At 61.6% G+C, this 26,997-nt stretch carries 32 protein-coding genes; 31 read left to right on the forward strand and 1 reads right to left on the reverse strand.

What is annotated here, in order from left to right:
• Window positions 1–24: 24 nt before the first annotated feature.
• Genes DSM104443_RS01255 through DSM104443_RS01275 form a run of 5 tightly spaced genes read left to right on the forward strand, consistent with a single transcriptional unit; the run spans window position 25 to window position 4,860 of the window.
• On the forward strand, window positions 25–1,329 hold the full coding sequence (locus tag DSM104443_RS01255) for an NAD(P)H-dependent oxidoreductase (protein ID WP_171088903.1): 1,305 nt from the start codon (window positions 25–27) through the stop codon (window positions 1,327–1,329).
• Window positions 1,322–1,750 (forward strand): copper chaperone PCu(A)C, encoded by a 429-nt coding sequence (locus tag DSM104443_RS01260; protein WP_246232438.1) that lies wholly within the window; start codon window positions 1,322–1,324, stop codon window positions 1,748–1,750. The genes DSM104443_RS01255 and DSM104443_RS01260 overlap by 8 nt, the downstream gene beginning before the upstream one ends.
• Window positions 1,747–2,907: a cystathionine beta-lyase gene (metC, locus tag DSM104443_RS01265; RefSeq protein ID WP_171088904.1), complete on the forward strand. Its 1,161-nt coding sequence runs from the start codon at window positions 1,747–1,749 to the stop codon at window positions 2,905–2,907. The genes DSM104443_RS01260 and metC overlap by 4 nt, the downstream gene beginning before the upstream one ends.
• Window positions 2,908–2,909: 2 nt before the next feature.
• On the forward strand, window positions 2,910–3,833 hold the full coding sequence (locus DSM104443_RS01270; protein WP_171088905.1) for a fructosamine kinase family protein: 924 nt from the start codon (window positions 2,910–2,912) through the stop codon (window positions 3,831–3,833).
• 28 nt (window positions 3,834–3,861) lie between these two features.
• The gene (locus tag DSM104443_RS01275; protein ID WP_171088906.1) at window positions 3,862–4,860 is read left to right on the forward strand and encodes a hypothetical protein; all 999 of its coding nucleotides are present in this window, start codon (window positions 3,862–3,864) and stop codon (window positions 4,858–4,860) included.
• On the opposite strand, the gene DSM104443_RS01280 is transcribed toward DSM104443_RS01275, so the two are convergent.
• Window positions 4,857–5,789, reverse strand: a complete 933-nt coding sequence (locus DSM104443_RS01280) for an integron integrase (protein ID WP_281359539.1) — start codon at window positions 5,787–5,789, stop codon at window positions 4,857–4,859. The two genes, DSM104443_RS01275 and DSM104443_RS01280, sit on opposite strands and share 4 nt — an antisense overlap.
• A 98-nt stretch (window positions 5,790–5,887) precedes the next feature.
• On the opposite strand from DSM104443_RS01280, the gene DSM104443_RS01285 reads away from it, so the two are divergent.
• From DSM104443_RS01285 to DSM104443_RS01415, 26 genes are all read left to right on the forward strand, one after another.
• Window positions 5,888–6,352: a DUF1801 domain-containing protein gene (locus DSM104443_RS01285; protein ID WP_171088908.1), complete on the forward strand. Its 465-nt coding sequence runs from the start codon at window positions 5,888–5,890 to the stop codon at window positions 6,350–6,352.
• A gap of 138 nt (window positions 6,353–6,490) precedes the next feature.
• The gene (locus DSM104443_RS01290) at window positions 6,491–6,934 is read left to right on the forward strand and encodes a hypothetical protein (protein ID WP_171088909.1); all 444 of its coding nucleotides are present in this window, start codon (window positions 6,491–6,493) and stop codon (window positions 6,932–6,934) included.
• A gap of 107 nt (window positions 6,935–7,041) precedes the next feature.
• Window positions 7,042–7,281, forward strand: a complete 240-nt coding sequence (locus DSM104443_RS01295; RefSeq protein WP_171088910.1) for a hypothetical protein — start codon at window positions 7,042–7,044, stop codon at window positions 7,279–7,281.
• Window positions 7,282–7,824: 543 nt separating this feature from the next.
• Window positions 7,825–7,989 (forward strand): hypothetical protein, encoded by a 165-nt coding sequence (locus DSM104443_RS01300; protein ID WP_171088911.1) that lies wholly within the window; start codon window positions 7,825–7,827, stop codon window positions 7,987–7,989.
• A gap of 480 nt (window positions 7,990–8,469) precedes the next feature.
• Window positions 8,470–8,811 (forward strand): hypothetical protein, encoded by a 342-nt coding sequence (locus DSM104443_RS01305; protein WP_212756872.1) that lies wholly within the window; start codon window positions 8,470–8,472, stop codon window positions 8,809–8,811.
• Between the two features lie 207 nt (window positions 8,812–9,018).
• Window positions 9,019–9,381 carry a hypothetical protein gene (locus tag DSM104443_RS01310; protein ID WP_212756874.1) on the forward strand — a complete coding sequence of 121 codons (363 nt, stop codon included), beginning with the start codon at window positions 9,019–9,021 and terminating at the stop codon, window positions 9,379–9,381.
• A 922-nt stretch (window positions 9,382–10,303) separates the two neighbouring features.
• Entirely contained in the window at window positions 10,304–10,660 is a 357-nt protein-coding gene (locus DSM104443_RS01315; RefSeq protein WP_171088913.1) for a hypothetical protein, read from the forward strand.
• A gap of 88 nt (window positions 10,661–10,748) precedes the next feature.
• Window positions 10,749–11,075: a hypothetical protein gene (locus DSM104443_RS01320; protein WP_171088914.1), complete on the forward strand. Its 327-nt coding sequence runs from the start codon at window positions 10,749–10,751 to the stop codon at window positions 11,073–11,075.
• 980 nt (window positions 11,076–12,055) lie between these two features.
• Entirely contained in the window at window positions 12,056–12,220 is a 165-nt protein-coding gene (locus DSM104443_RS01325; protein WP_171088911.1) for a hypothetical protein, read from the forward strand.
• A gap of 135 nt (window positions 12,221–12,355) precedes the next feature.
• Window positions 12,356–12,757, forward strand: coding sequence for a hypothetical protein (locus DSM104443_RS01330; RefSeq protein ID WP_171088915.1), 402 nt, complete (start codon window positions 12,356–12,358; stop codon window positions 12,755–12,757).
• A 113-nt stretch (window positions 12,758–12,870) separates the two neighbouring features.
• Window positions 12,871–13,236, forward strand: a complete 366-nt coding sequence (locus tag DSM104443_RS22120) for a DUF2750 domain-containing protein (RefSeq protein ID WP_171088916.1) — start codon at window positions 12,871–12,873, stop codon at window positions 13,234–13,236.
• Between the two features lie 709 nt (window positions 13,237–13,945).
• Window positions 13,946–14,212, forward strand: coding sequence for a hypothetical protein (locus tag DSM104443_RS01340; RefSeq protein ID WP_171088917.1), 267 nt, complete (start codon window positions 13,946–13,948; stop codon window positions 14,210–14,212).
• Window positions 14,213–16,163: 1,951 nt separating this feature from the next.
• A complete protein-coding gene (locus DSM104443_RS01345; RefSeq protein ID WP_171088918.1) occupies window positions 16,164–16,481 on the forward strand; it encodes a hypothetical protein in 318 nt (105 codons plus the stop codon).
• Between the two features lie 668 nt (window positions 16,482–17,149).
• The gene (locus DSM104443_RS01355) at window positions 17,150–17,611 is read left to right on the forward strand and encodes a hypothetical protein (protein ID WP_171088920.1); all 462 of its coding nucleotides are present in this window, start codon (window positions 17,150–17,152) and stop codon (window positions 17,609–17,611) included.
• A gap of 508 nt (window positions 17,612–18,119) precedes the next feature.
• Window positions 18,120–18,356 (forward strand): hypothetical protein, encoded by a 237-nt coding sequence (locus tag DSM104443_RS01360; protein WP_171088921.1) that lies wholly within the window; start codon window positions 18,120–18,122, stop codon window positions 18,354–18,356.
• Window positions 18,357–18,460: 104 nt separating this feature from the next.
• On the forward strand, window positions 18,461–18,733 hold the full coding sequence (locus DSM104443_RS01365; protein WP_171088922.1) for a hypothetical protein: 273 nt from the start codon (window positions 18,461–18,463) through the stop codon (window positions 18,731–18,733).
• 106 nt (window positions 18,734–18,839) lie between these two features.
• Window positions 18,840–19,163: a hypothetical protein gene (locus tag DSM104443_RS01370; RefSeq protein ID WP_171088923.1), complete on the forward strand. Its 324-nt coding sequence runs from the start codon at window positions 18,840–18,842 to the stop codon at window positions 19,161–19,163.
• A 450-nt stretch (window positions 19,164–19,613) separates the two neighbouring features.
• Window positions 19,614–19,970, forward strand: coding sequence for a hypothetical protein (locus DSM104443_RS01375; RefSeq protein WP_171088924.1), 357 nt, complete (start codon window positions 19,614–19,616; stop codon window positions 19,968–19,970).
• A gap of 894 nt (window positions 19,971–20,864) precedes the next feature.
• Complete coding sequence (locus DSM104443_RS01380) at window positions 20,865–21,422, forward strand: hypothetical protein (RefSeq protein ID WP_171088925.1); 558 nt, start codon at window positions 20,865–20,867, stop codon at window positions 21,420–21,422.
• A gap of 140 nt (window positions 21,423–21,562) precedes the next feature.
• Window positions 21,563–21,826 (forward strand): hypothetical protein, encoded by a 264-nt coding sequence (locus DSM104443_RS01385; protein WP_171088926.1) that lies wholly within the window; start codon window positions 21,563–21,565, stop codon window positions 21,824–21,826.
• 597 nt (window positions 21,827–22,423) lie between these two features.
• Window positions 22,424–22,612, forward strand: a complete 189-nt coding sequence (locus tag DSM104443_RS01390) for a hypothetical protein (protein ID WP_171088927.1) — start codon at window positions 22,424–22,426, stop codon at window positions 22,610–22,612.
• A gap of 129 nt (window positions 22,613–22,741) precedes the next feature.
• Entirely contained in the window at window positions 22,742–23,077 is a 336-nt protein-coding gene (locus DSM104443_RS01395) for a hypothetical protein (RefSeq protein WP_171088928.1), read from the forward strand.
• Window positions 23,078–25,164: 2,087 nt separating this feature from the next.
• Window positions 25,165–25,329, forward strand: a complete 165-nt coding sequence (locus tag DSM104443_RS01400; protein ID WP_171088929.1) for a hypothetical protein — start codon at window positions 25,165–25,167, stop codon at window positions 25,327–25,329.
• A gap of 426 nt (window positions 25,330–25,755) precedes the next feature.
• Window positions 25,756–26,019 carry a ClpX C4-type zinc finger protein gene (locus tag DSM104443_RS22125; RefSeq protein WP_171088930.1) on the forward strand — a complete coding sequence of 88 codons (264 nt, stop codon included), beginning with the start codon at window positions 25,756–25,758 and terminating at the stop codon, window positions 26,017–26,019.
• 151 nt (window positions 26,020–26,170) lie between these two features.
• Window positions 26,171–26,419, forward strand: a complete 249-nt coding sequence (locus tag DSM104443_RS22130; protein ID WP_171096137.1) for a DUF1272 domain-containing protein — start codon at window positions 26,171–26,173, stop codon at window positions 26,417–26,419.
• A 94-nt stretch (window positions 26,420–26,513) separates the two neighbouring features.
• Window positions 26,514–26,861, forward strand: coding sequence for a hypothetical protein (locus tag DSM104443_RS01415; protein WP_171088931.1), 348 nt, complete (start codon window positions 26,514–26,516; stop codon window positions 26,859–26,861).
• Window positions 26,862–26,997: the final 136 nt, after the last annotated feature.

Here is a 26,997-nt window from a genome sequence, read left to right on the forward strand (position 1 = left end):
TTCAGCTGCAACACTTCATCGGTAATGAACCTCCACTCCCTCCTGCAGAAGCGCGAAGCGGAAAAAAATCCGGTGCGCGTCGTATTGATCGGTGCCGGAAAATTCGGTTCGATGTATCTCTCGCAAGCGCGGCGCACGCCGGGCATTCGCATCCGCGCCATCTGCGATCTCGCGCCCGATCGGGCCCGCGCATCCCTCCAGCGCACGGGGTGGAGCGATGCCGACATCGCCGCCACGCTCATCACGCAGGACACCGCCGCGCAGATCGCGCACCCGGACACCGAGGTCGTGATCGACGCGACGGGCAATCCCGCCGTGGGAATCCGCAACGTCCTCGCGTGCTGCGAGCATCGCAAGCACATCGTGATGGTGAACGTGGAGGCCGATGCGCTGGCGGGCCCGTTGCTCGCGAAGCGCGCGCACGAAGCCGGCATCGTGTATTCGCTGGCCTACGGCGACCAACCCGCGTTGATCTGCGAGCTCGTCGACTGGGCGCGTGCCGCGGGCTTCAAGGTCGTCGCGGCCGGCAAGGGCACCAAGTACCTGCCCGCGTATCACGCCTCCACGCCGAAGACGGTGTGGGGCCACTACGGATTCAGTGAGGAGATGGTCGCCAAGGGCGACTTCAACGCGCAGATGTTCAACTCGTTCCTCGACGGCACCAAGAGCGCGATCGAGATGGCGGCGGTTGCGAATGCAACCGGTTTGACCCCCGCGCGCGAGGGCCTCGCCTTCCCGCCCTGCGGTGTGGACGACCTGCCGCGCATCCTGCGGCCGCGTTCGGCGGGCGGCTCGCTGGAGCACGAAGGGCAGGTCGAGGTGATCTCGAGCCTCGAGCGCGATGGGCGTCCGGTCTTCCGCGACTTGCGGTGGGGCGTCTATGTCACCTTCTCCGCCGAGCATGAATACGTGCGCCGGTGCTTCAATGAGTACGGCATCGTCACCGATCCTTCCGGGGAGTATGCAGCGATGTACAAACCCTCGCACCTGATCGGGCTGGAGCTGGGCATCAGCGTGGCCAGCGCGGCCCTGCGCAAGGAGGCGACGGGTGCGGCCACCGGCTGGCGCGGGGATGCGGTGGCCACGGCCAAGCGGGCCCTCAAGGCGGGCGAGTCGCTCGACGGGGAGGGCGGCTACACGGTGTGGGGCAAGCTGATGAGCGCGGGGGATTCGAAGGCGAAGGGCGCGCTGCCGATCGGGCTCGCGCACCACGTGAAGCTGAAGCGCGATCTTCCCGAAGGCGCGACGGTGAGCTGGGATGACGTCGACTACGACGCGTCGTCGGAAGCGGTGAAGGTGAGACGAGAGATGGAGAAGACCTTTGGTTAAGACGACGCTGTTCCTGGCAACCCTCCTCATGGCCGCCGCGGCCCACGCGGAAGTGACGATCACCGATGCCTGGGTGAGGGGGACCGTGCCCGCGCAAACGGCGACGGGCGCCTACATGAAGATCAAGAGCACCGAGGACGCGAAGATCGTCGCCGCATCCTCGCCCGCCGCGAAGATGGTCGAGATCCACGAGATGGCGATGGCCAACGGCACGATGGAGATGAAGTCCGTCGAGGCACTGCCGCTGCCCGCGGGCAAGGCGGTGGAACTCAAGTCCGGCGGCTACCACGTGATGATGATGGGGCTCGTGAAGCCGCTGAAGGCGGGCGACAAGGTGCCGATCACCTTCACTGTCGTGGGCAAGGACGGCAAGAAGACCACCGTCGAGGTGAAGGCCGACGTGAGGCCGCTCGGAAAATGAAGCTGCGTACGAAGCTCGCGCAACAGGGGCGCAAGGCACGCTCGCAGCCGGGCACGGTGAACCTCCCCGTCGCGCGGGCGTCCACGGTCGTCTTCGACAGCGTCGAGCACCTGCATGAGGTGCAGCGCCGCTTCGATGCCGACGAGCCCGTGCCCACGTACGGCATCGCGAACATGCCGATCCGCGCCGCGTTCGAGGAGCTGATCGCGGAAGTGGAGGGCGGCCATCGTGCGGTGACGGTTTCTTCCGGCCTGGCCGCAGTCTCCGTCGCGGTCCTCTCCGCGGTGAGCGCGGGCGACCACGTGGTGCTGCCGGATTCCGCGTACGGTCCCGGACGGCGCTTTTGCCTGCGCACGTTGAAGCGCTACGGCGTCGAGACCACGATCTACGATCCGCTCGTCGGCGCGGGCATTGCCGCGCTGATGAAACCGAACACGAAGGTGGTCTACCTCGAGAACCCGGGCTCGCACACCTTCGAGGTGCAGGACTTCCCCGCGATCGCGAAGGTGGCGCGCGAACGCGGTGCCGCGGTGATCCACGACAACACCTGGGCCACGGGCATCTTCTTTCCATCGTTCGAGCACGGAGCCGACCTCGTGATCCAGGCGGCGACCAAGTATCCCGGCGGCCACTCCGATCTCCTCATGGGCGCGGTGGTGGCGAACGAGGCGTGGTGGCCGCGACTGCGCGATACGCATCGTGACCTCGGGCAACACGCGAGCCCGGACGACGTTTTCCTCGCGCTTCGGGGCATGCGCACGCTCGACGTGCGGCTGCGGCAGCACGAGGCGAGCGGCATCGAGGTCGCACGTGCGCTCGAGAAGCACTCGAAGGTGAAGCGCGTGCTGCACCCCGCGCTGCCGTCCGATCCCGGGCATGCCCTCTGGAAGCGGGACTTCAAGGGTGCGGCCGGCCTCTTCGCGATCGAGCTGGCCGCGAGCGAGGCGCAGTCCGCCACGTTCATCGAGGCGCTGGAGCTCTTCGCGCTCGGCTACAGCTGGGGCGGCTACGAGAGCCTCGTGGTGCCCGCGCACATCGAGGGCATGCGTTCGGTGCGGCCCTGGACGGGCGGCCCGCTCGTGCGCCTGCAGATCGGCCTCGAGGATCCCTCCGACCTGATCGCGGATCTCGAGCAGGCGCTCGCGAAGATCGGATAGCGATGGACCCGATCGCCGCGGCCGTCGCACGCTCCATCGGCGACGCGACCGGCGCATCGCACGCCGCCTTCTCGCTCGAGCCCGTGGGGGGCGGTTGCATTCATCGCGCGTTCAAGCTCACGACGGACGCGGCCGACGGAAAGCATTCCTGGTTCGTGAAGGCGAACGATGCGGGCAAGGCCCCGATGTTCGAGGCCGAGGCGCGGGGGCTTGCGTCGCTGACGCGTGCGGGGGTGATACGGGTGCCGGGCGTGATCACGGGTCCGGTCATCGGGGACGACGATTCGCGCGACGGGGATGAAGCCCCCGCCTGGCTCGTGCTCGAATGGCTCGACCTCATGCCGCTGGACGGTCCGAGTGGCGCCCGGCTCGGCGAAGCGCTCGCGGCACAGCACCGCCGGCCGCAACCCAAGTTCGGCTGGGCGCGCGACAACTTCATCGGCAGCTCGCCGCAATCGAACGTACTCGCGGACGATTGGCTCGACTTCTGGCGCACGCACCGGCTGCAGATGCAGTTTCGGTACGCGGCTCACAACCGCCTGCCTTCGCGGATGATCAGTCGTGGCGAGCGGTTGCTCGCGGATGCGGAGATTCTCTTCCGCAATTACTCGCCGGAGAAGTCGCTGCTGCACGGCGACCTCTGGAGCGGGAATACATCGGCGCTGGAGGACGGGACGCCCGTGGTGTTCGATCCCGCGGTGTACGTCGGCGATCGCGAGGCGGATCTCGCGATGACGGAGCTCTTCGGGGGATTTCCCAAGGACTTCCACTCGGCGTATCGAAACGCCTGGCCGCTCTCCGACGATTATCCGGTGCGGCGCGACTTCTACAACGTCTACCATGTGTTGAACCACGCGAACCTCTTCGGTGGCAGCTACATAGGCCAAGCCGAGAAGCTGATCGAGAAGGTCCTGGCGGAGTTCTAGGACCGGCTCGAACCCCTAGAATGGCGGGATGAGAAATTACCTCACCGTCCTGTTGCTTGCGATCGCGGCCACGCCCGCCGCCGCCGATTTCCGCTACTCCGCCACCCGGCTGCAGCTCTACCTTCCGGCGCCCACCTGGGCCGTGACCCTCCCGCGCGAGGACTGGTTCATCGCCCAGCAGCGCCTGAAGCCCGACGACAGCGGCGTGTACTTCCTCGGCTCCAGCCCGGCTCGCGGCGTGAACGTCTCCGTCATCGTCCAGCAGAGCGCCGAGTGCGACTCGGGCCCCACCTGCCGCGCGAAATGGAAGAGCAACGCCGCCGAAGGCCTCGCGAAGGCGACCGCGGTGCGCGAGTCCGAGCGCAACGGCTTCAGCGTTATCGAGTTCCAGCTCGACAAGCCCGAGGGCCTGGACGTAGTGCAGGCCAACGCGTGGGGCCATGCGTACAAGGAGGGCCACTGGATCGACGTGCACCTCTCGAAGGTCGGCAAGACGCGGCCGGATCCGAAGGAGCTGCTCGCGGTGCTGGACGCGATCACGATCACTCCCAAGGCGCTCGACGGAACGCGGATCTACGCGGTGCCGGGCAGCAAGTCGTACGCGTTCGACGTCCCCATGGCGTGGCGCGATGCGATGGGCGGCGACAAGCTGCCGACGGTGATCTTCAAGCCCGGCACCGGCAAAGGCTTCGAAGCGCTGGTGACGCTGATCCCGCCGCGCACGCCCGATGCACCGGTGCCCACGCGGGAAGAAGCGCTCGGCCATGCGAAGCGCGCCGCCGCGAGCGTCCTGGAGACCGCCGTGGAGAAGAAGATCGAGCCGCGCGAGGTGAAGGGCAAGGACGCGTGGGGCTACACCTTCGACGCCACCGACCGCGCTCCGGGCGAGGGCTTCAAGTTCATGCGCCAGGGCTTCGTCGTCACGGGCAACCAGATGCTGTTCTTCACGGTGCTCTACGGGCCCGGAGAGGAACGCAGTGCGGAGGCGGCGACGCAGATGGCGCTGTCCGCGCGACCGGCGCCCTAGCGATCCAGCGGGCTCACCACGCCGCGGCCGCCGCGGTTCAGTACGTGGGTGTAGATCATGGTGGTGCTGACGTCCTTGTGGCCGAGCAGCTCCTGCACGGTGCGGATGTCGTAGCCGGCCTCCATGAGGTGGGTGGCGAAGCTGTGGCGCAGGGTGTGCGTGGAGACGGGCTTCGCGATGCGCGCATGGGCCGCGGCCCGCGATACCGCTCGCTGCAGCGACTGCTCGTAGGTGTGATGGCGCCGGCGCAGCTGCGTGCGTGGATCGATCGACAGGTCGTGCGACGGGAAGACCCACTGCCAGCCCCACGTCTTTCCGATGCCGGGGTTCTTGCGGCCGTAGGCGTTGGGGAGCTCGACGCCTTCGATGCCATCCGCGCGATCGCGGAGCCACCACTCCTTCACGAGCGCCAGGTGCGCCTCAAGCGGGATGACCAGCGATTCGGGCAGCACGGTGATGCGATCGCGCCCGCCCTTGCCCATGCGGACGATAACTTCCCGTCGCTCCAGCTCGAGATCCTTCACCCGGAGCCGAACGCACTCCATCAGGCGCATGCCCGTGCCGTACATGAGCCGCGCCATCAACCCGTGCATGCCCTCGATGTGGGCGAGGAGCACGCGCACCTCCGCTTGCGTGAGGACGGTGGGCAGGCGAACCGGCTTCTTGGCGCGGCGGACCTCATCGAGCCACGGCAGCTCGACGGCCAGCACCTTGTAGAGGAAGAGGAGGGCGGAGAGCGCCTGGTTCTGCGTGGAGGCGGCGACGTTGCGATCGGTGGCGAGAGCGGAGAGGAAAGCCGTTACCTCCTGGCCTCCCATCTCGCGGGGATGACGGGTGCTGCCATGGAACACGACGAACCTCTTGACCCAGTGCACGTACGTCCGCTCGGTGCGGATGCTGTAGTGGCGCATCCGGATGCGGTGGCGCACCTGGTCCAGCAAACGCGGCTCGAGTTGGGGCGATGGGGCATCCACAGGCGAAACAACGGCAGTTCGTCGAACACGTTGACCGGGTGCAGAATGTCGCCATGACCCTGAACGTCGAAACCAATATCGAGAAGGCCGTAGCCAAATATTCGCCCAAGATGGCGCGCGAGATCACCGCCGCGAGGGAGAAGATGCGCGCGATGATCCCCCGTGGCTACGAGATGGTCTACGACAACTACAACGCGCTCGTCTTCGCCTACTGCTCGAGCGAGCGGCCGTCGGAGGCGCAGGTGTCGATCGCCGCCATGCCGCGGTGGGTGACGCTCTTCTTCATCCAGGGCGTGCAGCTGGACGATCCGAAGAAGCTCCTGCTCGGGGATGGGAGCCAGGTACGCAGTGTGCGGCTGGAGGGCGGGGCGGCGGACCTCGACCGGCGGGACATTCGCGCGCTGATCGACCAGGCGCTGGCGCCGTTTGCGGAGGCGTTTGCGGCTGCGCCGAAGCTCAGGACGGTGCTGCGTTCGGTGTCGGAAAAACAGCGGGCGCGAAGGCCGAAGGGAGGGTGATGTATTTCCCGGATCGTTTTAACATTGTCCAAACGGATTCCAATTGGCGATCAGACACTTCCAGCCCCCGGAACATTTTTTAGAGGACCGGATGCCGACTTTCCCTGCAGTTAATCCATCCATATCTTGTTAGACGGCATGCTTAGAACCATCGCCACCACGTTCGCTTTGACAGTCGTCGCCAATGCTGCCTGCGCCGGGGGCACATCCTGGCCTGTGAAGGTCGCCAGCGTCGCGCGCGGTGCCCACGAGACTGCCGTGGTAGTGCTCGTCCCTGGCGACGATCCTGAGGCTCCTTGGTCGAAATGCGAGCGAGTCACAATTCGTGTCCTATTTGATCGTGAGGGGTGGTTCGTACATACATTCAAGTCGGATCCATCCCTTCTTTCCAAGCATCGGGAGGCACTTCTTCGCTTGGAGTCCGCCGCAAAGGAATCAGTTGGTGTTCGTTTCGGCCAGATCGGGTCGGGCCTGAAGCGCTCTGAATCCGCATCGTGCGAATTTTTCTCGAAGGGGTTTGAGCTGCTCGAAGAGAGCGATGGTCAAAAGCATGTCTACTCTTTCTTCGAGCCAACCTCGTGAGAGGCCGCATGCCGTCTAACAACGCGTTGGAGCGGACCGTGAACCATCGTGGCGCGCTGTGTCTTTGCGAATGGGCGTCGTGCCCGGCCGCTCAACTTGGTCGTTAGATGTCACCCAAGAGCCCCGAGCAATTTGACGCCGCCGATGTATCCGAGCGCCAAGCTGCACGTCGCGAGGTTGCCGCAGTGTGGATAATCTGCGCTATGGTCTTTCCCCTGGTTGCGGCGTGGTGGCTCTGGGCGGACACCTTGATTGAACATCTCGCGGTGATCGCCGCCTTCTTTGTTGCCGCCGTTGTTTCCAAACGCATCGAGCACCGTCTGAAGGGGAGTAAAGGTGACATCTAACAACGCGTTGGAGCGGACCGTGGAGAATCGTGGCGCGCTGTGTCCTTGCGAATGGGCGTCGTGCCCGGCCGCTCAACTTGGTCGTTAGGCATCAATCGCATGCATTCGCGAAGCGCCACTATCGCAATTGCCGCCTGCCTTGCCGTGAACAGCACGTTCGCGACGACCACCGCTGTCCCTTTGCTGCCCGAAGAGAAGTGCGTCGAGAATCCCCAAGTCGCCTCCCATGCGCAGGCTCAGGAGATCGCCGTTGCCGAAGTTCGGCGAAGCTGGGTCAAGCTCGAGCCGGGTCAATTCAAGGTTGAGTCATCTCGAGTTGGGTGCAACTGGTGGGTGATGGTGCGTTTGTTGCCACTTCGCGCTGGCGGTCACTTTGGCGTTCTAATTCAGGGTGCGAGCGGAACAGTTGAGAGGAGCGTAAGGATTGATGCCTAACAACGCGTTGGAACGGACCGTGAACCATCGTGGCGCGCTGTGTCTTTGCGAATGGGCATCGTGCCCGGCCGCTCAACTTGATCGTTAGGCGTCATACGAGGAGGCGACGTGCCTACTGACAGCGATCCCGAACGCCTCGACGCCTGGTATGACGGCGGTGCCATTTGTGTCATCGCCGTGGCAGCGGACGGCGATCCAGTTGATCTAGCCGAGCATGAGGTTGAAGCGTTCATCGAAAAGCTACAAGCTTGCCTGCGAGAGGCGCGCCGCTAGTGGAAGCGCCGCACGTGGCTACGTTTGGGATGACGCCTAACAACGCGTTGGAGCGGACCGTGAACCATCGTGGCGCGCTGTGTCTTTGCGAATGGGTGTCGTGCGCGGCCGCTCAACTTGGTCGTTAGACAGCACGAATGCCGCGCCGTACGATCACCATCGTCGCAATGTTCCTGCTCATCTTTGGGGCGGTGTACGTGGCTACGTACCAATTCATCGGGCACCGCGAGAAGGAGTGCCAGGCGAAGTGCCAAGCGGCGGGCCACAAGAGTTACAGGTACGAAGATTTCTCGGGCACGTATCGCCGACCGGAGTCGGATCGGTGCACATGTGTGTGAGACACGGCGAGCGGTGAGTAACGTGCTGTCTAACAACGCGTTGGAGCGGACCGTGAACGAACGTGGCGCGCTTTGTCATTGCGAATGGGCGTCGTGCCCGGCCGCTCAACTTGGTCGTTAGACATCGCTGGAGGCCTTCGAAGTGCTAAGAGCCGCGATCATCCTGGTTGTCCTCACCTTGTGCGGCTGCGACTTTCAGCGGCAAGCAGACGCGAAGTTCGGAGATCAGCACTTCAAGACAACCATCGCTTTGGTGGAACTTCACAAGGTCCGAACCGGGGCCTATCCGGAATCTCTCAAGGACCTCAAGTTCACCGGGGAGTGGGACGCAATCGCGCTGAACTCGGTGGAATACCGGCGTCTCGACAATGGATACGAGCTCAATGTCACTCGAGGTTGGATTGGATCACCCGACATGGCCTTGCCGTCCGAGTTCTGGCGTGGTCTTGGCGTCGTGAAATCAAATGTGAAGCGGCAGGGATAGGCCAGCGATGTCTAACAACGCGTTGGAGCGGACCTTGAACCATCGTGGCGCGCTGTGTCTTTGCGAATGGGCGTCGTGCCCGGCCGCTCAACTCGGTCGTTAGACGGCACTGGATACGTGATCGAACTGAGAGCCATCGACGCAGCCCCTCGTCACGCGGCCAAATTGCTAGCGTTTGTTTCACTCGCACCCTCCGTGCGTTGCGCAATGATCGAGCAATGCGGCTGGGCGAATAGGTCAGATCTCGAAGCCGGAACCACCGCAAAGCAACTGCTATCCGAAATCGAGGAATTCTTGCCATATCTTGGGAGCCATGAGCCATGGCTGGAGGCGATGCAAACAGATTCGCTTTCTCGAGAGTTGGAGGCGTTGGTCCAGCTAGTGTTTCTGGATGCCGCGCGAAGTCCCTCCGAGCACGAGCGCCTGTTCGCCGCAATCTCAGCCATGGAAAGTGAGCCCGAGTGGTTACTCATCCACAGGTTGGCCGCCGCACTTTGCCTTTCTCTTGGCATCTCCTTCACCACGACCGCGGCACAGGTGCCAGCCCTACTTTGTGGCGAGGAGGCGTAGTGCCGTCTAACAACGCGTTGGAGCGGACCGTGAACCATCGTGGCGCGCTGTGTCGTTGCGAATGGGCATCGTGCCCGGCCGCTCAACTCGGTCGTTAGGCATCACTAAATGGTTACCGTCGAAATGGGATACAAGATGCCTGGCCTTGTGAAGTGCCAAGCGTGCACTTACGAGTTCCATCATCGAAAGCTGTGGGACTCCCTCCAGGGGACCGAAACAGTTTCATTTACTTGCCCAGAGTGTGCTGCGTCTGGTCCGTTCCATGCGTACTCCGACGCCGAAGTCGAGGCGCTGTCTCAAGACATCCGCAGGCGCGCTCGGCGAAACGCCGTGATCATTGCGATGATCGTCGTCATCGGTATGACATACGTCGCATGGAAGTGATGCCTAACAACGCGTTGGAGCGGACCGTGGACCACCGTGGCGCGCTGTGTCTTTGCGAACGGGTGTCGTGCCCGGCCGCTCAACTTGGTCGTTAGGCATCAGAGAGGAACAGCGTCGAATGGATTGGGCACCTTTCAGACACGCTGTCGTTGGATTGGTCGTCGCCACAGCGATGCTTGCCCTAATGTGGCTCTTCTCGAGCGAGAGCAGTCCCATCTACCAGTTCACGCTATATAACCCCGACATAGGCAACGCCATCACCCTGCTCAACATGCCGGCAATCCTTCTTGGATTCTTGGTCTCGGGCAACGTACACGCGCCGTCGCCGGTGGCGACCGCACTAGGTGTCCTCGCGCAGTGGTTCGTTATCGGGTGCCTGGCGTCCTGGGCATGGTTCAAACTTCGTCGAGGGAATCCGAATCGCGAGGTATCTGATGCCTAACAACGCGTTGGAGCGGACCGTGAACCATCGTGGCGCACTGTGTCATTGCGAACGGGTATCGTGCCCGGCCGCTCAACTCGGTCGTTAGGCATACCGGTGAACGTGACCAAGGTTGTAAGCACCGCGATCCTTCCATCCATCATCGTGGCTGTTCGCTTCCTCATCCCTGGCGCCTGGGGCAACGGAAACACCTGGGCATTCGCAATCATTGGATTCATCGCGACATTCGCGGGCTGCATCACCGCGGCAGTAGTTCTTCGTCGGCGCATCGGCTGCACACCTCATGCGATCCTTGCGGTAGTCGGGGTCACCATAGCCGCGGCACTCCTCGCCATCTTCACAACCATGCCGAGCTGGCCATTTGCGGGCATCGGCTTCATCGTTGCTTGGGTGCTTGTGGCCGCAGGCTTTACCATCGTCTTTGTGCTCGCAGGAAGCTACAGGTATGCCTAACAACGCGTTGGAGCGGACCGTGAACCATCGTGGCGCGCTGTGTCCTTGCGAATGGGCGTCGTGCCCGGCCGCTCAACTTGGTCGTTAGATGCCCACCATGAGGCTCCATGTATCAGTGGGCGACGATGCGACCGACGAATGGCGATCGGCCGCGATAGTGGATCCAGATGAACCATCGACGCATGGCCTGGGGACAATCACGTGGAACTCCCAAGTCACCATTCCCTCGGGAGAAGAACTCGTACTTGGAGCCGTATACGCGGAAGCGAACCGCAGCCTCAACATTGTCGTGAGCCACAATGGGAAGCAGCTCCTCAATATGAGTGGCTTCAAGCTCAAGCCGACCACCTATGACCCAACGGCCCTCTTTCTCACCCCCGGAGGCTTGCATGTGCAAGTTATGGTGGGCATCTAACAACGCGTTGGAACGGACCGTGACCCATCGTGGCGCGCTGCGTCTTTGCGAATGGGCGTCGTGCCCGGCCGCTCAACTCGGTCGTTAGATCGCAGGCAAAGTCGAACACCAATCACTCGTGGCTCACGACCACACCGATTCTCAGATCACCTCACGCTACCGCCGTGCCACGGGGCGGCTCAGCGGAGCGCGATCATCCCCAGTGCGCCGAGCTCTTGAGCAAGACCGCCGTCGCGAGTTTGGGCAAAATACAGCCATGTGCACTCAGCTCGTGGGCCAGCGTTCTAACTTCGCGTTGGAGCGGACCGTGATCCAGCGTGGCGCCCCTCTCAGGGGCGAAGCGGCAGCGCGTGCGGCCGCTCAACGCAATCGTTAGGCGCTACGCCGCAGAGAGTTAGGCGATGAGCCGTCGAAAATTCCAATCGGTCAACGGGGACTTCGTGAGCCGCATTAATGCAAAAGCGCAGCGCCCTGCGGGAGGCTTTGAACGTGGGGGCATCGATGGCGCGCAGTCTCATCCAGCGACGCGAATTGATAGGCCGACGCTCCGATCAAGAGATGCCTTGAGCATCGATCTAGAGGCGGCGAGGCCTAACAACGCGTTCGAGCGGACAGGAGTGTGGCCAACGCGCTCCGCGCTTTGGCCACCTGCCGCTCAACTTGTAAGTTAGATCGCAGGCAAAGCCGAGCACCGTGCACCCGTGGCTGGCGATCACGCATCAATCTTGGAGCCCCTCCTGCAATCGCCACGAGTACAGGGTGTGCCACCAGGCGCAACCATCCCCACTGCACCGAGCTCCCGCGCAATACCGTCTTCCACAGTTTGGGCAAAATACAGCCATGTGCCATCAATTCATGGGCCAGCGTTCTAACTCCGCGTTGGAGCGGACCGAAAACCAGCGTGGCGCCCCTCTGAGGGGCGAAGCGGCAGCGCGTGCGGCCGCTCAACGCGAACGTTAGGCGTCATACGAGGAGGCGACGTGCCTACTGACAGCGATCCCGAACGCCTCGACGCCTGGTATGACGGCGGTGCCATTTGTGTCATCGCCGTGGCAGCGGACGGCGATCCAGTTGATCTAGCCGAGCATGAGGTTGAAGCGTTCATCGAAAAGCTACAAGCTTGCCTGCGAGAGGCGCGCCGCTAGTGGAAGCGCCGCACGTGGCTACGTTTGGGATGACGCCTAACAACGCGTTGGAGCGGACCGTGAACCATCGTGGCGCGCTGTGTCTTTGCGAATGGGTGTCGTGCGCGGCCGCTCAACTTGGTCGTTAGGCATCACATGTCGACCGTCGCGGCCTACGAGCAGCGCTTCCTGGACGCAGAGGGGGTGTGGCTCCTCACAGTTGCCGAGCAGCCCTCCGCCGAGATCATCGTCGTCGGGGACAGTCGGTCACCGTCTAGAGCGTATCTGGCACTCTTCGAAGAGATGGCCCCGCAACTGGACGCTCTCGCGAGCCGCGCGGCCGCCTATCTCGACGAGTTTGTGGACCGAGGTAAATTGGCCGGTGGGTCGCCGTGGTTCTTTGAAGGTATCGAGTTTGGCCGTGCGCCTGGTGGGTTGCCGACTGATGCGTCGTTCGCGTTCTCCCTCGAGGGGGACACATACGGCCTGTGGACGGTAATTGTGCGGAAGGTGGACAACCGCTTCTTTCCCGTTCAGTTGAACCGGTCTCAACAGTGAGCAATGTGATGCCTAACAACGCGTTGGAGCGGACCGTGAACCATCGTGGCGCGCTGTGTCCTTGCGAATGGGCGCTGTGCCCGGCCGCTCAACTTGATCGTTAGACAGCACCCATGGGACAGTCCGCATCGCAGGCGCACACGTTCTATCGGGAAGTCGCAAAGAATCGCGTCGTTTGGACGATCCGCGATTCTGGCGGGTATCCCGCGCCGAAGACTCGAACAGGACAACGAGCGCAGCCCTTCTGGTCGTCGAAGTCGCGAATAGATCGAATCAAGAAAATCGCCCCCGACTACGCCGGGTTCGAAGCAGAGAAGATTTCTTGGGAAGAGTTTCGTGACAAATGGCTTCCCGAGCTCGCTCGCGATGGGTACCTGGTCGGAGTAAATTGGAGCGGAAAGAACGTGACGGGTTACGACCTCGATGCTCCGTGGGTCAGAACGTGCATTGAGGGGTACATCGAGAATGGTGCTGTCTAACAACGCGTTGGAGCGGACCGTGAACTATCGCGGCGCGCTGTGTCTTTGCGAATGGGCATCGTGCCCGGCCGCTCAACTTGGTCGTTAGATCGCAGCTGAAACCGTCACCTCGCACAGCTTTGTCGGCGGTTGGGGCCAAGAACCCACAGCACCTCGCGCACTTCTCTGTCGGCCCGTGGATCCAACGCCTTCAAGTCACCACCGCACACTGGTGCCACCCTATCTGGCACCACTACCTGCGCAGGTGGGGCGGGCAGCCCAGGTTTTGGCAAAATACAACCATGCGCAAAGAACTCGAGCAGCAGCGTTCTAACTTCGCGTTGGAGCGGACCGTGATCCAGCGTGGCCCGCGTCTCGCGCGGGAACTCGGTCGCCGTGCGGCCGCTCAACGCGGTCGTTAGATCGCAGGCAAAGCCGAGCACCGTGCACCCGTGGCTGGCGATCACGCATCAATCTTGGAGCCCCTCCTGCAATCGCCACGAGTACAGGGTGTGCCACCAGGCGCAACCATCCCCACTGCACCGAGCTCCCGCGCAATACCGTCTTCCACAGTTTGGGCAAAATACAGCCATGTGCCATCAATTCATGGGCCAGCGTTCTAACTCCGCGTTGGAGCGGACCGAAAACCAGCGTGGCGCCCCTCTGAGGGGCGAAGCGGCAGCGCGTGCGGCCGCTCAACGCGAACGTTAGATTGCACTGAAGGGACGCCGTGGCAATTCTGGTATTCCTGGCGATTGCGATCATTTCCGCTACCCTCTGGCACCGCTTCGTGGCGGGTTTCGGCAGCGCCGTACTTGGGGCCACAATCACGACTGTCGTGCTCTTCCAGGCTGCGGCATACGTTGAAGCGGGCCACCTCGACGCATTTGCGGGGATTGCCGCAGTGACAACGGCCGTGGTCGCGGTCGTCATTTCCATCGTCATTGGTCTTCCATTTCGTGCCAGGCGGAAAGCGGAGAAAAGCAGTGCAATCTAACAACGCGTTGGAGCGGACCGTGGAAAATCGTGGCGCGCTGTGTCATTGCGAGTCGGCATCGTGGCCGGCCGCTCAACTCGGTCGTTAGGCATCAGCTAATGGGCTACGTGGTTCACATCACGCGCCGGAACTCTTGGTCCGACGCCGATGGTCCGACTATCGCCGAAGCGGAATGGCTGTCTCGCTCGACCGACGATCCTGACCTCGCACTCCTGTGCTGGCGCGCCGGAAATATCGAGGCGAAGAATCCAGAACGCCTCCTAGTGCAGAAGATGGCTCGGCTAGCTGCCGAGCTCGGTGCGACCGTACAGGGTGACGACGGCGAGTTCTACGACCCTGCGGGAAACCCAGTCTCTGCGCCGAGGTCAGGAGTTATCTCCCGTATTGCCGCGTGGGCGACAGATCGCGCCTCGCTGGGCGCTTCGCCCGTGGCGATAGCGTCCCTCCCATTCAAGGTGGGCGACCGCGTCCGGGACACTTGGGGCAATCTCGGGCGCATCACGGAGATCGACGTCCGAGCCGAACACGGACTTGGGCGTATCACCGTAGAGTATGCGGACGGGCGAACATTGAGTTCCGCCGCAGTCGGTCACGGCCTGGAGAGAGCTGATGCCTAACAACGCGTTGGAGCGGACCGTGAACCATTGTGGCGCGCTGTGTCTTCGCGAACGGGTATCGTGCCCGGCCGCTCAACTCGGTCGTTAGATGCCACTTCTTCCTTATAGCCGGACAGGGCGAGTGCTTTGGGCGGTGTGGTTTGGTGCCTGCCTGACCGTTCTTATCCTTGCCCTTTTCTCGCAATCGCCGGATGCCGTCTTGCTAGCTACGGCGTTCTTTGTCTTCGCCTCATTTCCGGCGGGAGTCCTCGTTATCGGACTCCTGGCTGTCTTTTACCCCATCGCAGAAGCCCTAGGCGTGCCTCTGCCCGAGTCCTTTGCCTGGTTCGTGGTCTATTGGGGATTGCAGGTGGTCGTCGGCCATCTCCAGTGGTTCGTGGTAGTTCCCGCAATTGCGCGGTGGGCAAACAAGAAGTGGCATCTAACAACGCGTTGGAGCGGACCGTGAACGATCGTGGCGCGCTGTGTCTTTGCGAATGGGCGTCTTGCCCGGCCGCTCAACTCGGTCGTTAGGTGTCACTCCACGTTGTCTCGAGCATCCTCTAGAACATGAACCTCACCGCTCACGACAGGCAGCTTGTTCAAAAATACGTCGATGAGACGCTCCCCTATGAGGACGCGCTTCGCCAGGCCGACTCCCCGAATGGAGTCCGCCTCGCCATAAAATTGCTTGGTGGGCCGAGGTGGCTCGACGACGTCGGCGAAGGCACCCCGCCCGACGGTGGCCCAGTGGCCCGTCCTTCGCAGCCCAAGAAGCCTCTTCGGCCGTCGAGTAGCGAGGCTTCACCTCCTGAAGGAGAGCGGAGTGACACCTAACAACGCGTTGGAGCGGACCGTGAACCATCGTGGCGCGCTGTGTCATTGCGAATGGGCATCGTGCCCGGCCGCTCAACTCGGTCGTTAGATGCCACTTCTTCCTTATAGCCGGACAGGGCGAGTGCTTTGGGCGGTGTGGTTTGGTGCCTGCCTGACCGTTCTTATCCTTGCCCTTTTCTCGCAATCGCCGGATGCCGTCTTGCTAGCTACGGCGTTCTTTGTCTTCGCCTCATTTCCGGCGGGAGTCCTCGTTATCGGACTCCTGGCTGTCTTTTACCCCATCGCAGAAGCCCTAGGCGTGCCTCTGCCCGAGTCCTTTGCCTGGTTCGTGGTCTATTGGGGATTGCAGGTGGTCGTCGGCCATCTCCAGTGGTTCGTGGTAGTTCCCGCAATTGCGCGGTGGGCAAACAAGAAGTGGCATCTAACAACGCGTTGGAGCGGACCGTGAACGATCGTGGCGCGCTGTGTCTTTGCGAATGGGCGTCTTGCCCGGCCGCTCAACTCGGTCGTTAGGTTGCATGAAAATCGTACTTGCTACCGGCATCGCAGCTTTGACCTTCGTCGCAACTGCGCTGACCGCTTGCATCGACAGGCCCGTACTGTCGCAGGAGCAGATGAAGGCCCACCGTACCGGGTATCCCTTCACATTCATCGAGCAAAACCTAAGCCGCTACGACCCAGGATCATTCCCGGTCAACTTCAGCTTTGTGTCTCCCAGGGACAGCTCCTTCAAACTCGAGTTCGAGCCGTTCCTCGCATCATGGGCTGCGCTCTTTGCCGGCGCCGCGGTCGTAGCTTGGGGCATCTCGCGCATACGGAGGCGGCATGCAACCTAACAACGCGTTGGAGCGGACCGTGAACCATCGTGGCGCGCTGTGTCTTTGCGAATGGGCGTCGTGCCCGGCCGCTCAACTTGGTCGTTAGGCGTCACGATGCCCGTCATGACCAACGTGAAGGATGCGCTCCGAGCCGACGAAGTCTGGACAGTCGGGCGCGAAGAGGTAGAGGTTGGCCTCGGGACCTCGATAGTGAATGACAACATCCATCTCGACTTTCGGATCCTGAGGCTCCATGACAAGGCAGTCGCATTCGGCGCTGACTTGGCGCCACGCATCCTTACTGCAAGCTCCAATGGGCGCTACCGGCGCGTCGGACGAGACGGGCAACCTTCCACCCACACAACCATCACTGTCTATTCGGTGTCGGAAGCCCTACGAAGCACCATTCGCGAGGCAATTCTTGAGCGTGCGCTCCCGGAAGCTCGATCGTCGCTCTTCGATATCGTGGCATCGGGAGAGGGTGGGGGCGTGGAGTTTGGATTTCGAGCCGGGACCCTGTACTTCCGAAAGACACTCAAAGGCGTCGTGTCCACAGGAGTCTTAGCGAATCGTGACGCCTAACAACGCGTTGGAGCGGACCGTGAACCATCGTGGCGCACTGTGTCATTGCGAACGGGTATCGTGCCCGGCCGCTCAACTTGGTCGTTAGGCATCCTGGAGGCGCCGTGCCAACACTTGACGATGTCTACTGCAAGTTCGGCTTCACCTCCGAGGCGGCGCAACTCTTGGAAACGGAACTCGGCACCATGCTTCTCTCAATTGGCGCAATTGAGGCTGGGCTGTTTGACGGCTCGGACCCAGCGAGAGCTTCCGACTTGCTCACGTTCGTCAATCGCCAAACGCTTGGGCAACTCCTGAAGAGTTTGAATCGGTCAACGGATTCGCTTGCGACGCTCGAAGGCCAACTCTCTCTTGCACTGAAGGAGAGAAACAGACTTTCGCATTCGTTCTACCGACAGCACAATTTCCGAAGAAACTCTGAGCCTGGGCGTACGCTCATGCTGGAAGACCTGGAGTCAATTCACACGACTCTGCTCGATGCGTACAAGGCCGTGATGCTCCTCTCCGGCGTCGATCTTGATAGCGCCAATGGGGTTAACCTCCCGACTACCCACGTTCCCATATGAACAGGATGCCTAACAACGCGTTGGAGCGGACCGTGGAACATCGTGGCGCGCTCTGTCTTTGCGAATGGGCGTCGTGCCCGGCCGCTCAACTTGGTCGTTAGACCTCACCTGAACGATGCCGTGGCGTTCTCGCTTTCATCACCTCAAGTATCCGGTGCGGAGACCGTCGCGCAAGCAACCGCGTTCGTACTTCTTGGCGAGCCATTGGCCAAAGCTCTCGAAGGCGTTCCTCACCGTCGCCATCCGGAAGTTGAGCACCGAGGAGTATCTATCGGTGGGTCCAGTTCGCGCTCGGTACCGTGCCAAGCGGCTCAGAGCCGTTGCGGAGTTTCGTCGTCGTTTCGGAGATGGTCCAATGCTGGAGGGCTACACCAATCGTCGTCTGTACTGGGAGGGCAGGTGAGGTCTAACAACGCGTTGGAGCGGACCGTGAACCATCGTGGCGCGCTGTGTCTTTGCGAATGGGCGCTGTGCCCGGCCGCTCAACTTGGTCGTTAGACAGCCTTCCTTGGCCACTATCGAAATTGGACGCGAGGGCACCGTCACGAACAGCGAGCACCCAAATCATCGCGTCCGTGTAGTCGATGACGCCGCCAGCACCGGTGGCTTCCTCATCTACGAATGGTGGGACGGCTCCGATGGTCCGAACGGGAACTACGCTTTCGACAGCTGGGTTCACACCCGGGCCGACCTTGAGGCATTCTTTCGTGAAGGAGGCTGGAATGTCGAATGGAAGTCTGTCTAACAACGCGTTGGAGCGGACCGTGAACCATCGTGGCGCGCTGTGTCTTTGCGAATGGGCATCGTGCCCGGCCGCTCAACTTGGTCGTTAGCTGGCACTCGGCGAGCATGGCCTCAGCACCGAAAACGGTAGGGGAGATTGAGGGCTTCGTCTCAATGTTGCTCGCCGCATGCGACGACGCGGGCATCAACGAGACTTTGGAAATGCTGTTGTCTCAGCCCAACGAGAAGCGACGGGAAGTTGTGCAGTACCTTCTGCAGCAGTTTCGCGAGACCCAGGCGCCGCAGTCCCTCATTGAGGCCTTCGCGTGCCTGCTGGACGACAACGTTGCCGAAAAGGCTTACGGTGTTATCTACCAGTGCAAACGGGATCTTACGTAGTGCCACCTAACAACGCGTTGGAGCGGACCGTGAACCATCGTGGCGCGCCTCTCAGGCGCGAAGCGGCGCCGAGTGCGGCCGCTCAACTTGGTCGTTAGAAGGCAGCATGACGGTTCGCGACACGTTTGAAATCGGGCGCACGTACTTCGTCATCCGCTATATGGACGAGCAGCTACTTCAGCCTATCGTGGAGACGCTCGTCTACCTTGGCCCCGACACCTTAGACGGTGAGTCTTGGCCGACGCCAGGGCACTTGTTCCAATTCGCTGCGTCCTACCACCGCGACGGAAACTGGAACGAACTGCCTGAGGCCGAGCAATACGAATACCCTGAACCCCCCATAGTTTCGTTTTCCCACGAGCACCGAGAGTATGTCTTGGATACCGAGGGTCTGGTCGCGGAGCTTCGAGAGTGGCAGGCAAGAGCGTGACACTGCTGCCTTCTAACAACGCGTTGGAGCGGACCGTGAACCATCGTGGCGCGCTGTGTCTTTGCGAATGGGTGTCGTGCCCGGCCGCTCAACTTGGTCGTTAGGCATCACATGAACGAGCGCGACGATCAGCGTGAATTGCTATCACTCGCGCGGGCATGTCTCTCCGGAGCTACGTTGGCGCACGTCGAGTCTCTCCTGAGCAGAGAGGGACTAGAGGCCGACGTAGTGAAATACGTCCTCGCCGAGCTGAACAGGAGCGGTACCTCCTTGTCGGCGAGCCAGGCGACATCGGTGCGCACCATCGCACTAAACTACCTCTGATGTGGCTGGCGGAGACAGTGATGCCTAACAACGCGTTGGAGCGGACCGGGAAACATCGTGGCGCGCTGTGTCTTTGCGAATGGGCATCGTGCCCGGCCGCTCAACTTGGTCGTTAGACAGCATTCAATGACCACCGAGAGAATCGACGCGGACGTCGTGATGTTTGTGGCCGGTGCTGGGGGCCGCGACCGATCTCCGCCTACCGACGGAACGTACATTGCTATCCTGCGAACTCAGAGCGGCTCACCCATCGTCTCGCGCCTCGTCCACGGCACTGCTCCGCTGGGAGTGGAGGCGCCCACGTCGTGGCAACTCCTGGCGCCCGTCGAGCTCGCCGAAACTCCTGAGGAAGTCGAACCGGACGTCCACTTCGTCGAGATTGTGCCGGGTGCATCCTTTCTCATCGCAGAAGGAATCGCTGTGGTTGGCCGTGGCATTGTCAATCGTCGCTATGCGTCGGGGAGTGAGGGGAATGCTGTCTAACAACGCGTTGGAGCGGACCGTGAACCATCGTGGCGCGCTGTGTCATTGCGAACGGGCGTTGTGCCCGGCCGCTCAACTTGGTCGTTAGATGCCACTTCTTCCTTATAGCCGGACAGGGCGAGTGCTTTGGGCGGTGTGGTTTGGTGCCTGCCTGACCGTTCTTATCCTTGCCCTTTTCTCGCAATCGCCGGATGCCGTCTTGCTAGCTATGGCGTTCTTTGTCTGCGCCTCATTTCCGGCGGGAGTCCTCGTTATCGGACTCCTGGCTGTCTTTTACCCCATCGCAGAAGCCTAGGCGTGCCTCTGCCCGAGTCCTTTGCCTGGTTCGTGGTCTATTGGGGATTGCAGGTGGTCGTCGGCCATCTCCAGTGGTTCGTGGTAGTTCCCGCAATTGCGCGGTGGGCAAACAAGAAGTGGCATCTAACAACGCGTTGGAGCGGACCGTGAACGATCGTGGCGCGCTGTGTCATTGCGAATGGGCGTCGTGCCCGGCCGCTCAACTCGGTCGTTAGATCGCATGCTTAAACCACCGCCGCATGGGGACGAAATTGTCGAGCCGCGGTACTGGAAGGTGTGGCTTGCGGTTGGCGGCATTGGATTGGCTGTGTCGTTCGTCTTGGCCTCGATTGCCGGGCTATCTCCCATCGACGTCCTTGTCCTTCATCCAGACGCATTTCCCATATATACAATCCTCGACTATGTGTTCATTGGCTTCGGCATGTTCCGCGGCATCCAGTTTTGGATTCAGTGCCGCACCGCAAGAAGTGTTCAATCGGAGTGAGCATGCGATCTAACAACGCGTTCGAGCGGACCGTGATCCAGCGTGGCGCGCCGCTCAGGCGCGAAGCGGCATCGTGTGCGGCCGCTCAACGCAGTCGTTAGGCGTCATTAGAAATGGGGTGGGAGGCCAACACTGAGAAAACCCCGCTGACGCCCGAGCACGAGGCGCAGCTGAGAGCCATCGCGGTTGAGCGGGCACCGGAAGACCTTGCGGAGTTGGAGTCCGCGGCCCCAGGCCGGGATCGGTTCTACGCGCTTCCAGAGGCTGCGAAGGCCGCCTATCATCTCGAGCGCTTCGACCTAGCCGCTCAACTTGCCGCTGAAGCTCTTCAGAGCGCCCCGACCTATCCCGACGACTGGAACTACGGAAACGCAATTCATGCAGCGCACACCGTGCAAGGGCTCCTCGCCCTTAGGGCGAAGGACAAGGAGCGGGCTGCGAGAGAGCTTCTACTTGCTGGAGCGACCAAGGGGTCGCCCCAGTTGAACTCGTTTGGGCCGTCTATGCTGTTGGCGAGGGATCTGCTGCGCACTGGCGAAAGGGAAGCCGTACTGACCTACCTCGACCAGTGCCGCAAGTTCTGGGAGATGGGTGGAGTCTGGCTCGATCTGTGGGAGCGAAAGGTTCGCGACGATGGCATACCAAACTTCGCGATGTGCTTGTACAAATGACGCCTAACAACGCGTTGGAGCGGACCGTGAACCACCGTGGCGCGCTGTGTCATTGCGAATGGGCACCGTGCCCGGCCGCTCAACTTGGTCGTTAGATCGCAATGGAGACCTCAACGAACGAGCCGCGCCGGCTTTCTCCGATGATCCGCTTCGCGTGTTTTCTCCTTGCGATCCTCGGTCTCCCCGGTCCGTACGTGTTCTTGCTGGGCTTAGACTCAGCGGCACCGCCATTCGAATGGCTCAGCGAAATAGGCGCCCTCGTCGCAGTGATGCTCGTTTGGATCGTTTTCTTTCTCGTGCTGAGTATTTTCGGACGTAATCCATTCTTTAGCTTCGGTGCGTACATCGAACGACAACGCGCCAGCTATGAGGCCGACGCCGCAAAACGTCGGGCCAATCGATAGGGAGTTGCGATGCATTGCGATCTAACAACGCGTTGGAGCGGACCGTGAACCTTAGTGGCGCGCTGTGTCTTTGCGAACGGGCATCGTGCCCGGCCGCTCAACTTGGTCGTTAGGCGTCATGAGAACGAGACATCCACCAGTGGCGGCAATTGGAGCAATAGCTCTCGCCTTGGCAGCCGTCCAGGTAATGGGACTAATCGCCATCGCCTCCCGTTACGGGTTCGCGCACTACTGGAACACGCTGTTCACTCCCGAGCACGCTGCAGCGGCATGGGGGCTTCCCTTCGGCATCGTCGTGACAACTGCCCTTGGCCTCTCCCTGGTCATACGTCGTCGCGTTGGGGCTGGGGAGTACTTTGCGCTCATCGCAATGGGCGCCTATCTTGCGTGGATTGGCGCCTACGCCGGCATCGCAGGGATCGGGGCAGCAATCGCCGGTCTCTCTCAGGCGAGCAGTCGTGACGCCTAACAACGCGTTGGAGCGGACCGTGAACCATCGTGGCGCGCTGTGTCATTGCGAATGGGCGTCGTGCCCGGCCGCTCAACTTGGTCGTTAGAAGGCACAATCAAGCATCAGCGAAAAGGGAGGTACTTTCGATGAGCCTTCGCAAGAACCACCTCACAATTGCCGGCGTGCTGTTCGCAATCGCCATCACCCTATACGTCATCGGCTTCACATCGGGCGCCGTCGTAGTTTCCGTTCTCGCGATCGTCGTCGAAATCGCGGCCTGGATCGCCCTGCTTTCGGACCGCAGCGAAGGGTCGGTCCCCGGTGGCAAGCCTTAGGCGTCCTTGGTGGCTGGCGGAGCCAGTGCCTTCTAACAACGCGTTGGAGCGGACCGCGAACCATCGTGGCGCGCTGTGTCTTTGCGAATGGGCGTCGTGCCCGGCCGCTCAACTTGGTCGTTAGCCGGCATGAAGAGCATCGAAGCATTGGTGAGCGGCGCTGGCATTCCGAGGGCGGTAAACGTCGGAGCTTGGGCCATGCTCGCCATCATGGCCATTGGCGTCGCCGTGGCTTCGATCGGCTATCTCATGACAGACGCCAACCCATGCAGTGTGATTCTTGTTGTGTGCTCCGGTTTTTTCATCACAGGCTTGGGCCTTCTCGTCGGCGGGCTCACGGTGGCTCGCGAATGGCGGATCCTTTCCGTGCGTTTCAAGTTCTTCGCGGTGGGTTGTCTGGTTTCAGGCATCGGGCTAATTGGAATCATCGCTAGACTTGCGATGTCCCTTTCGACTAGGTGCTAGGACCATGCCGGCTAACAACGCGTTGGAGCGGACCGTGAACCATCGTGGCGCGCTGTGTCTTTGCGAATTGGCGTCGTGCCCGGCCGCTCAACTCGGTCGTTAGGCGTCACGATGCCCGTCGTGACCAACGTGAAGGATGCACTGCGAGCCGACGAGGCCTGGACAGTCGGCCGCGACGAGATTGAGATGGGCCTTGGGACCTCGATAGTGAATGACAGCATCTATCTCGACTTTCGGCTTCTGAGGCTCCATGACAGGGCAGTCGCATTTGGGACCGACTTAGCTCCTCGCGTTCTTACCGCAAGTTCGAATGGGCGCTACGAGCGCGTCGGGCGGGATGGCCAACCCTCCACACACACAACCATCACTGTCTTTTCCGTTTCAGAGGCCCTACGCGGTGCCGTTCGGGAGGCCATTCTTGCGCGGGCGCTTCCCGAGGTTCGTTCCTCGCTCTTCGATATCGTGGCGTCGGGCGAAGGAGGGGCCGTGGAATTTGGGTTTCGGGCGGGGACCATGTATTTTCGAAAGACACTCAAGGGCGTCGTGTCCACAGGGGTTTTGGCGAATCGTGACGCCTAACAACGCGTTGGAGCGGACCGTGAACCATCGTGGCGCGCTGTGTCATTGCGAATGGGCGTCGTGCCCGGCCGCTCAACTCGGTCGTTAGATTGCATGCAGGATCGAACCCCTCAATGGAAGCAGATGCTGACCGTGCTTGAGAGGTTCCTCTCAGGGGACGCGGGAACCATTGCTACGAGTCGCGAGATTAGTCACCTGCGTCATCAAGTGGAGGAATCGGAGAACCCTCTCTTCTTCCCATTCGTGGCTCACGACAGCGAAACCGACCACCTCCCGCTGGATCACGTGCGAAATCACTACAGCGAGAGTGCCCTAGCGCGAGTAGACACCGAGCTCAACGCACGAGAGACCGAGGCGCGTCCGGATCTCCTGGGTGCAGCAAGGGCCCTACGCGACTATGCTGCCAAGCAAGCAATCTAACAACGCGTTGGAGCGGACCGTGAACCATCGTGGCGCGCTGTGTCTTTGCGAATGGGCGTCGTGCCCGGCCGCTCAACTTGGTCGTTAGGTGGCCGAATTGCAACCGTGGCCTACTCGCTCGTGTCGTGGTCGCGCTTGCCTCATCCATGTAAATCGCATCAACGGCTGGCGAACCTCCTACCCCGATTAACGCACTTTGGAACGATGCGGATGGGTTTGGAATTTGGCTGTACGCGCGTGCGGGTTCGTGCACCCAGCTTAAATATCAGGCGCCACCTTTCATTGTTGTTGGTCCCGGCGGCGTCCACCCCCAGGGGGCCGGGAAATCGCTGAAGGTGGCGGAGCTTCCCGTATGCATGCTGGTCGCAAGCACGTCTCAGCACTTGTGTTCCAGTGGCACAATCCAGTGGTCCTTCGACCAATCGGCCAATGAGTACCGTGGGCGCTACGAAATTCGCCTCGTGAACGGCGAGAAGTGGTCCGGGGATTTTCGGGCGGAACACTGCAAATCGAAATGACGCCCGGCCACCTAACAACGCGTTGGAGCGGACCGTGAACCATCGTGGCGCGCTGTGTTATTGCGAATGGGCGTCGTGCCCGGCCGCTCAACTTGGTTGTTAGATGTCATGGCAGACCGAGTCGCGATCACTGAGGACGAAATTGCGGCGCGAAGAAGGGCCGTTGCTTTGGCCGCGGACATGCTCGCAGGTCGCCTTAGCTACTTCGAGGGTGCAGTGCAGATGGCTCCACTACGTTACGCAGTTGGGGGCGTCGGGGATGGAGATCCCGATTTCGATGCGTTTGTTGTCATTAGCTGCGAAACAGATCACCTTCCCCTCAAGGCACAACGACCGTTGTGGTCGCCCTCAGCACTTGAAAGACTGGCGCCAGAGCTAGCTCGGACCGAAGAATGGGCGGGCGAGTTTGCGCCTCGGGCATGCAAGAGCCTCATCGCCAGGTTCGACGGCCATGACATCTAACAACGCGTTGGAGCGGACCGTGAATCATCGTGGCGCGCTGTGTCATTGCGAATGGGCGTCGTGCCCGGCCGCTCAACTTGGTCGTTAGGCGTCATACGAGGAGGCGACGTGCCTACTGACAGCAATCCCGAACGCCTCGACGCCTGGTATGACGGCGGTGCCATTTGTGTCATCGCCGTGGCAGCGGACGGCGATCCAGTTGATCTGGCCGAGCATGAGGTTGAAGCGTTCATCGAAAAGCTACAAGCTTGCCTGCGAGAGGCGCGCCGCTAGTGGAAGCGCCGCACGTGGCTACGTTTGGGATGACGCCTAACAACGCGTTGGAGCGGACCGTGAACCATCGTGGCGCGCTGTGTCATTGCGATTCGGCATCGTGCCCGGCCGCTCAACTCGGTCGTTAGATCGCAGGCAAAGTCGAACACCAATCACTCGTGGCTCACGATCACACCGCTTCTCAGATCACCTCACGCTACAGCCGTGTCACGGGGCGGCTCAGCGGAGCGCGATCATCCCCAGTGCGCCGAGCTCTTGAGCAAGACCGGCGCCGCAAGTTTGGGCAAAATACAGCCATGTGCACTCAGCTCGTGGGCCAGCGTTCTAACTTCGCGTTGGAGCGGACCGTGAACCAGCGTGGCGCCCCTCTCAGGGGCGAAGCGGCAGCGCGTGCGGCCGCTCAACGCAATCGTTAGAGAGCATCCGATGAACCACCAGTGCTCCTTCTGTGGACTTGGTGAGGCACCGCAAAGACGCCTCATCGCGGGCCCAGGCGCATTCATCTGCAGCGACTGCGTGCGTTTGGCCACCGAAACGTTTGCCGCAGCTGACCTTCTGCCGGCGGTTCAATGTGCAATATGCGGCGAACCCGACTCGCCGGAAAACCATCTCATCTTCGAAGGGAAGGGCCAGCTTTGTGCGTCCTGTGTTCGAGCCGTCCGCGCGGCTACAGACGCCGTTGCGAAGTAGTTACCATGCTCTCTAACAACGCGTTGGAGCGGACCGTGAACCATCGTGGCGCACTGTGTCATTGCGAATGGGCGTCGTGCCCGGCCGCTCAACTTGGTCGTTAGGCAGCAGCCAGAAATCGGCAGAACCAAACACAACGAGCGGAGATCTCATGCTCCAACTTCGACCCAATTGCGAATGCTGCAATCGCGACCTGCCGCCAGATTCTCCAGACGCACGCATTTGCTCGTTCGAATGCACATTCTGTAGAGACTGCGTCGAAGAGCAACTGAAGAACCGTTGTCCGAACTGCGGTGGCGAATTCGTCGCCAGACCTCGGCGTCCAGCGGAGGAGCTTGTGCGCAACCCCGCATCGACTGAACGCATCTTCAAACCCGAAGGTTGTAAGAATGCTGCCTAACAACGCGTTGGAGCGGACCGTGAACCATCGTGGCGCGCTGTGTCATTGCGAACGGGTGTCGTGCCCGGCCGCTCAACTCGGTCGTTAGCTGGCAATGAGCGCTCCAACTACGGTCGCCTCACTTCTCGCCCTCGCCATGCTGCTGGCATCTGGCCCTTCCTTGGGCGACGACGAGCACGCCAAGCGCGCCAAGGTCCCGAGCAACGACATGCGACGAATCGCGGGGGGGCTGTTCCCCGACAAGTGTGGCTGGAGCGGCGAGCGCTGCACGCTCGTCTATGACGCCCGCGGTTGTCCCCTCCAGTTCATAGTGTCCTTTCCACTCGACGAGAGAGTCTCCGGGGAGCCTTCCGCAGCGTGGGTCACGGTCAATCCCCGTGGTGCTGTGATCGAGGTTGCATCCACCAAGGGCAAGGAGTGCCGCAATGGCATTGCCAGCTAACAACGCGTTGGAGCGGACCGGGGTACATCGTGGGCCGCGTCTGCCCGCGGCACGGGCGTCGTGCCCGGCCGCTCAACTTGGTCGTTAGATTGCACCCAAACACCGTGGCTCCGAAGATCTGTCCAAAGTGTTCGAC

This window comes from Usitatibacter rugosus (assembly GCF_013003965.1).
Taxonomy (GTDB): Bacteria; Pseudomonadota; Gammaproteobacteria; order Burkholderiales; family Usitatibacteraceae; genus Usitatibacter; species Usitatibacter rugosus.

What these genes read in the sequence shown, in the direction of transcription:
- DSM104443_RS01255 (WP_171088903.1), top strand. Translation starts at nt 25, where the DNA reads ATGAACCTCCACTCCCTCCTGCAGAAGCGCGAAGCGGAAAAAAATCCG.
- DSM104443_RS01395 (WP_171088928.1), top strand. Translation starts at nt 22,742, where the DNA reads ATGAAGAGCATCGAAGCATTGGTGAGCGGCGCTGGCATTCCGAGGGCG.
- DSM104443_RS01275 (WP_171088906.1), top strand. Translation starts at nt 3,862, where the DNA reads ATGAGAAATTACCTCACCGTCCTGTTGCTTGCGATCGCGGCCACGCCC.
- DSM104443_RS01345 (WP_171088918.1), top strand. Translation starts at nt 16,164, where the DNA reads ATGAAAATCGTACTTGCTACCGGCATCGCAGCTTTGACCTTCGTCGCA.
- DSM104443_RS01285 (WP_171088908.1), top strand. Translation starts at nt 5,888, where the DNA reads ATGACCCTGAACGTCGAAACCAATATCGAGAAGGCCGTAGCCAAATAT.
- DSM104443_RS01270 (WP_171088905.1), top strand. Translation starts at nt 2,910, where the DNA reads ATGGACCCGATCGCCGCGGCCGTCGCACGCTCCATCGGCGACGCGACC.
- DSM104443_RS01415 (WP_171088931.1), top strand. Translation starts at nt 26,514, where the DNA reads ATGAGCGCTCCAACTACGGTCGCCTCACTTCTCGCCCTCGCCATGCTG.
- DSM104443_RS22120 (WP_171088916.1), top strand. Translation starts at nt 12,871, where the DNA reads ATGGGACAGTCCGCATCGCAGGCGCACACGTTCTATCGGGAAGTCGCA.
- DSM104443_RS01295 (WP_171088910.1), top strand. Translation starts at nt 7,042, where the DNA reads ATGTCACCCAAGAGCCCCGAGCAATTTGACGCCGCCGATGTATCCGAG.
- DSM104443_RS01310 (WP_212756874.1), top strand. Translation starts at nt 9,019, where the DNA reads ATGATCGAGCAATGCGGCTGGGCGAATAGGTCAGATCTCGAAGCCGGA.
- DSM104443_RS22130 (WP_171096137.1), top strand. Translation starts at nt 26,171, where the DNA reads ATGCTCCAACTTCGACCCAATTGCGAATGCTGCAATCGCGACCTGCCG.
- DSM104443_RS22125 (WP_171088930.1), top strand. Translation starts at nt 25,756, where the DNA reads ATGAACCACCAGTGCTCCTTCTGTGGACTTGGTGAGGCACCGCAAAGA.
- metC (WP_171088904.1), top strand. Translation starts at nt 1,747, where the DNA reads ATGAAGCTGCGTACGAAGCTCGCGCAACAGGGGCGCAAGGCACGCTCG.
- DSM104443_RS01370 (WP_171088923.1), top strand. Translation starts at nt 18,840, where the DNA reads ATGACGGTTCGCGACACGTTTGAAATCGGGCGCACGTACTTCGTCATC.
- DSM104443_RS01390 (WP_171088927.1), top strand. Translation starts at nt 22,424, where the DNA reads ATGAGCCTTCGCAAGAACCACCTCACAATTGCCGGCGTGCTGTTCGCA.
- DSM104443_RS01365 (WP_171088922.1), top strand. Translation starts at nt 18,461, where the DNA reads ATGGCCTCAGCACCGAAAACGGTAGGGGAGATTGAGGGCTTCGTCTCA.
- DSM104443_RS01375 (WP_171088924.1), top strand. Translation starts at nt 19,614, where the DNA reads ATGACCACCGAGAGAATCGACGCGGACGTCGTGATGTTTGTGGCCGGT.
- DSM104443_RS01385 (WP_171088926.1), top strand. Translation starts at nt 21,563, where the DNA reads ATGATCCGCTTCGCGTGTTTTCTCCTTGCGATCCTCGGTCTCCCCGGT.
- DSM104443_RS01290 (WP_171088909.1), top strand. Translation starts at nt 6,491, where the DNA reads ATGCTTAGAACCATCGCCACCACGTTCGCTTTGACAGTCGTCGCCAAT.
- DSM104443_RS01330 (WP_171088915.1), top strand. Translation starts at nt 12,356, where the DNA reads ATGTCGACCGTCGCGGCCTACGAGCAGCGCTTCCTGGACGCAGAGGGG.
- DSM104443_RS01320 (WP_171088914.1), top strand. Translation starts at nt 10,749, where the DNA reads ATGCCCACCATGAGGCTCCATGTATCAGTGGGCGACGATGCGACCGAC.
- DSM104443_RS01380 (WP_171088925.1), top strand. Translation starts at nt 20,865, where the DNA reads ATGGGGTGGGAGGCCAACACTGAGAAAACCCCGCTGACGCCCGAGCAC.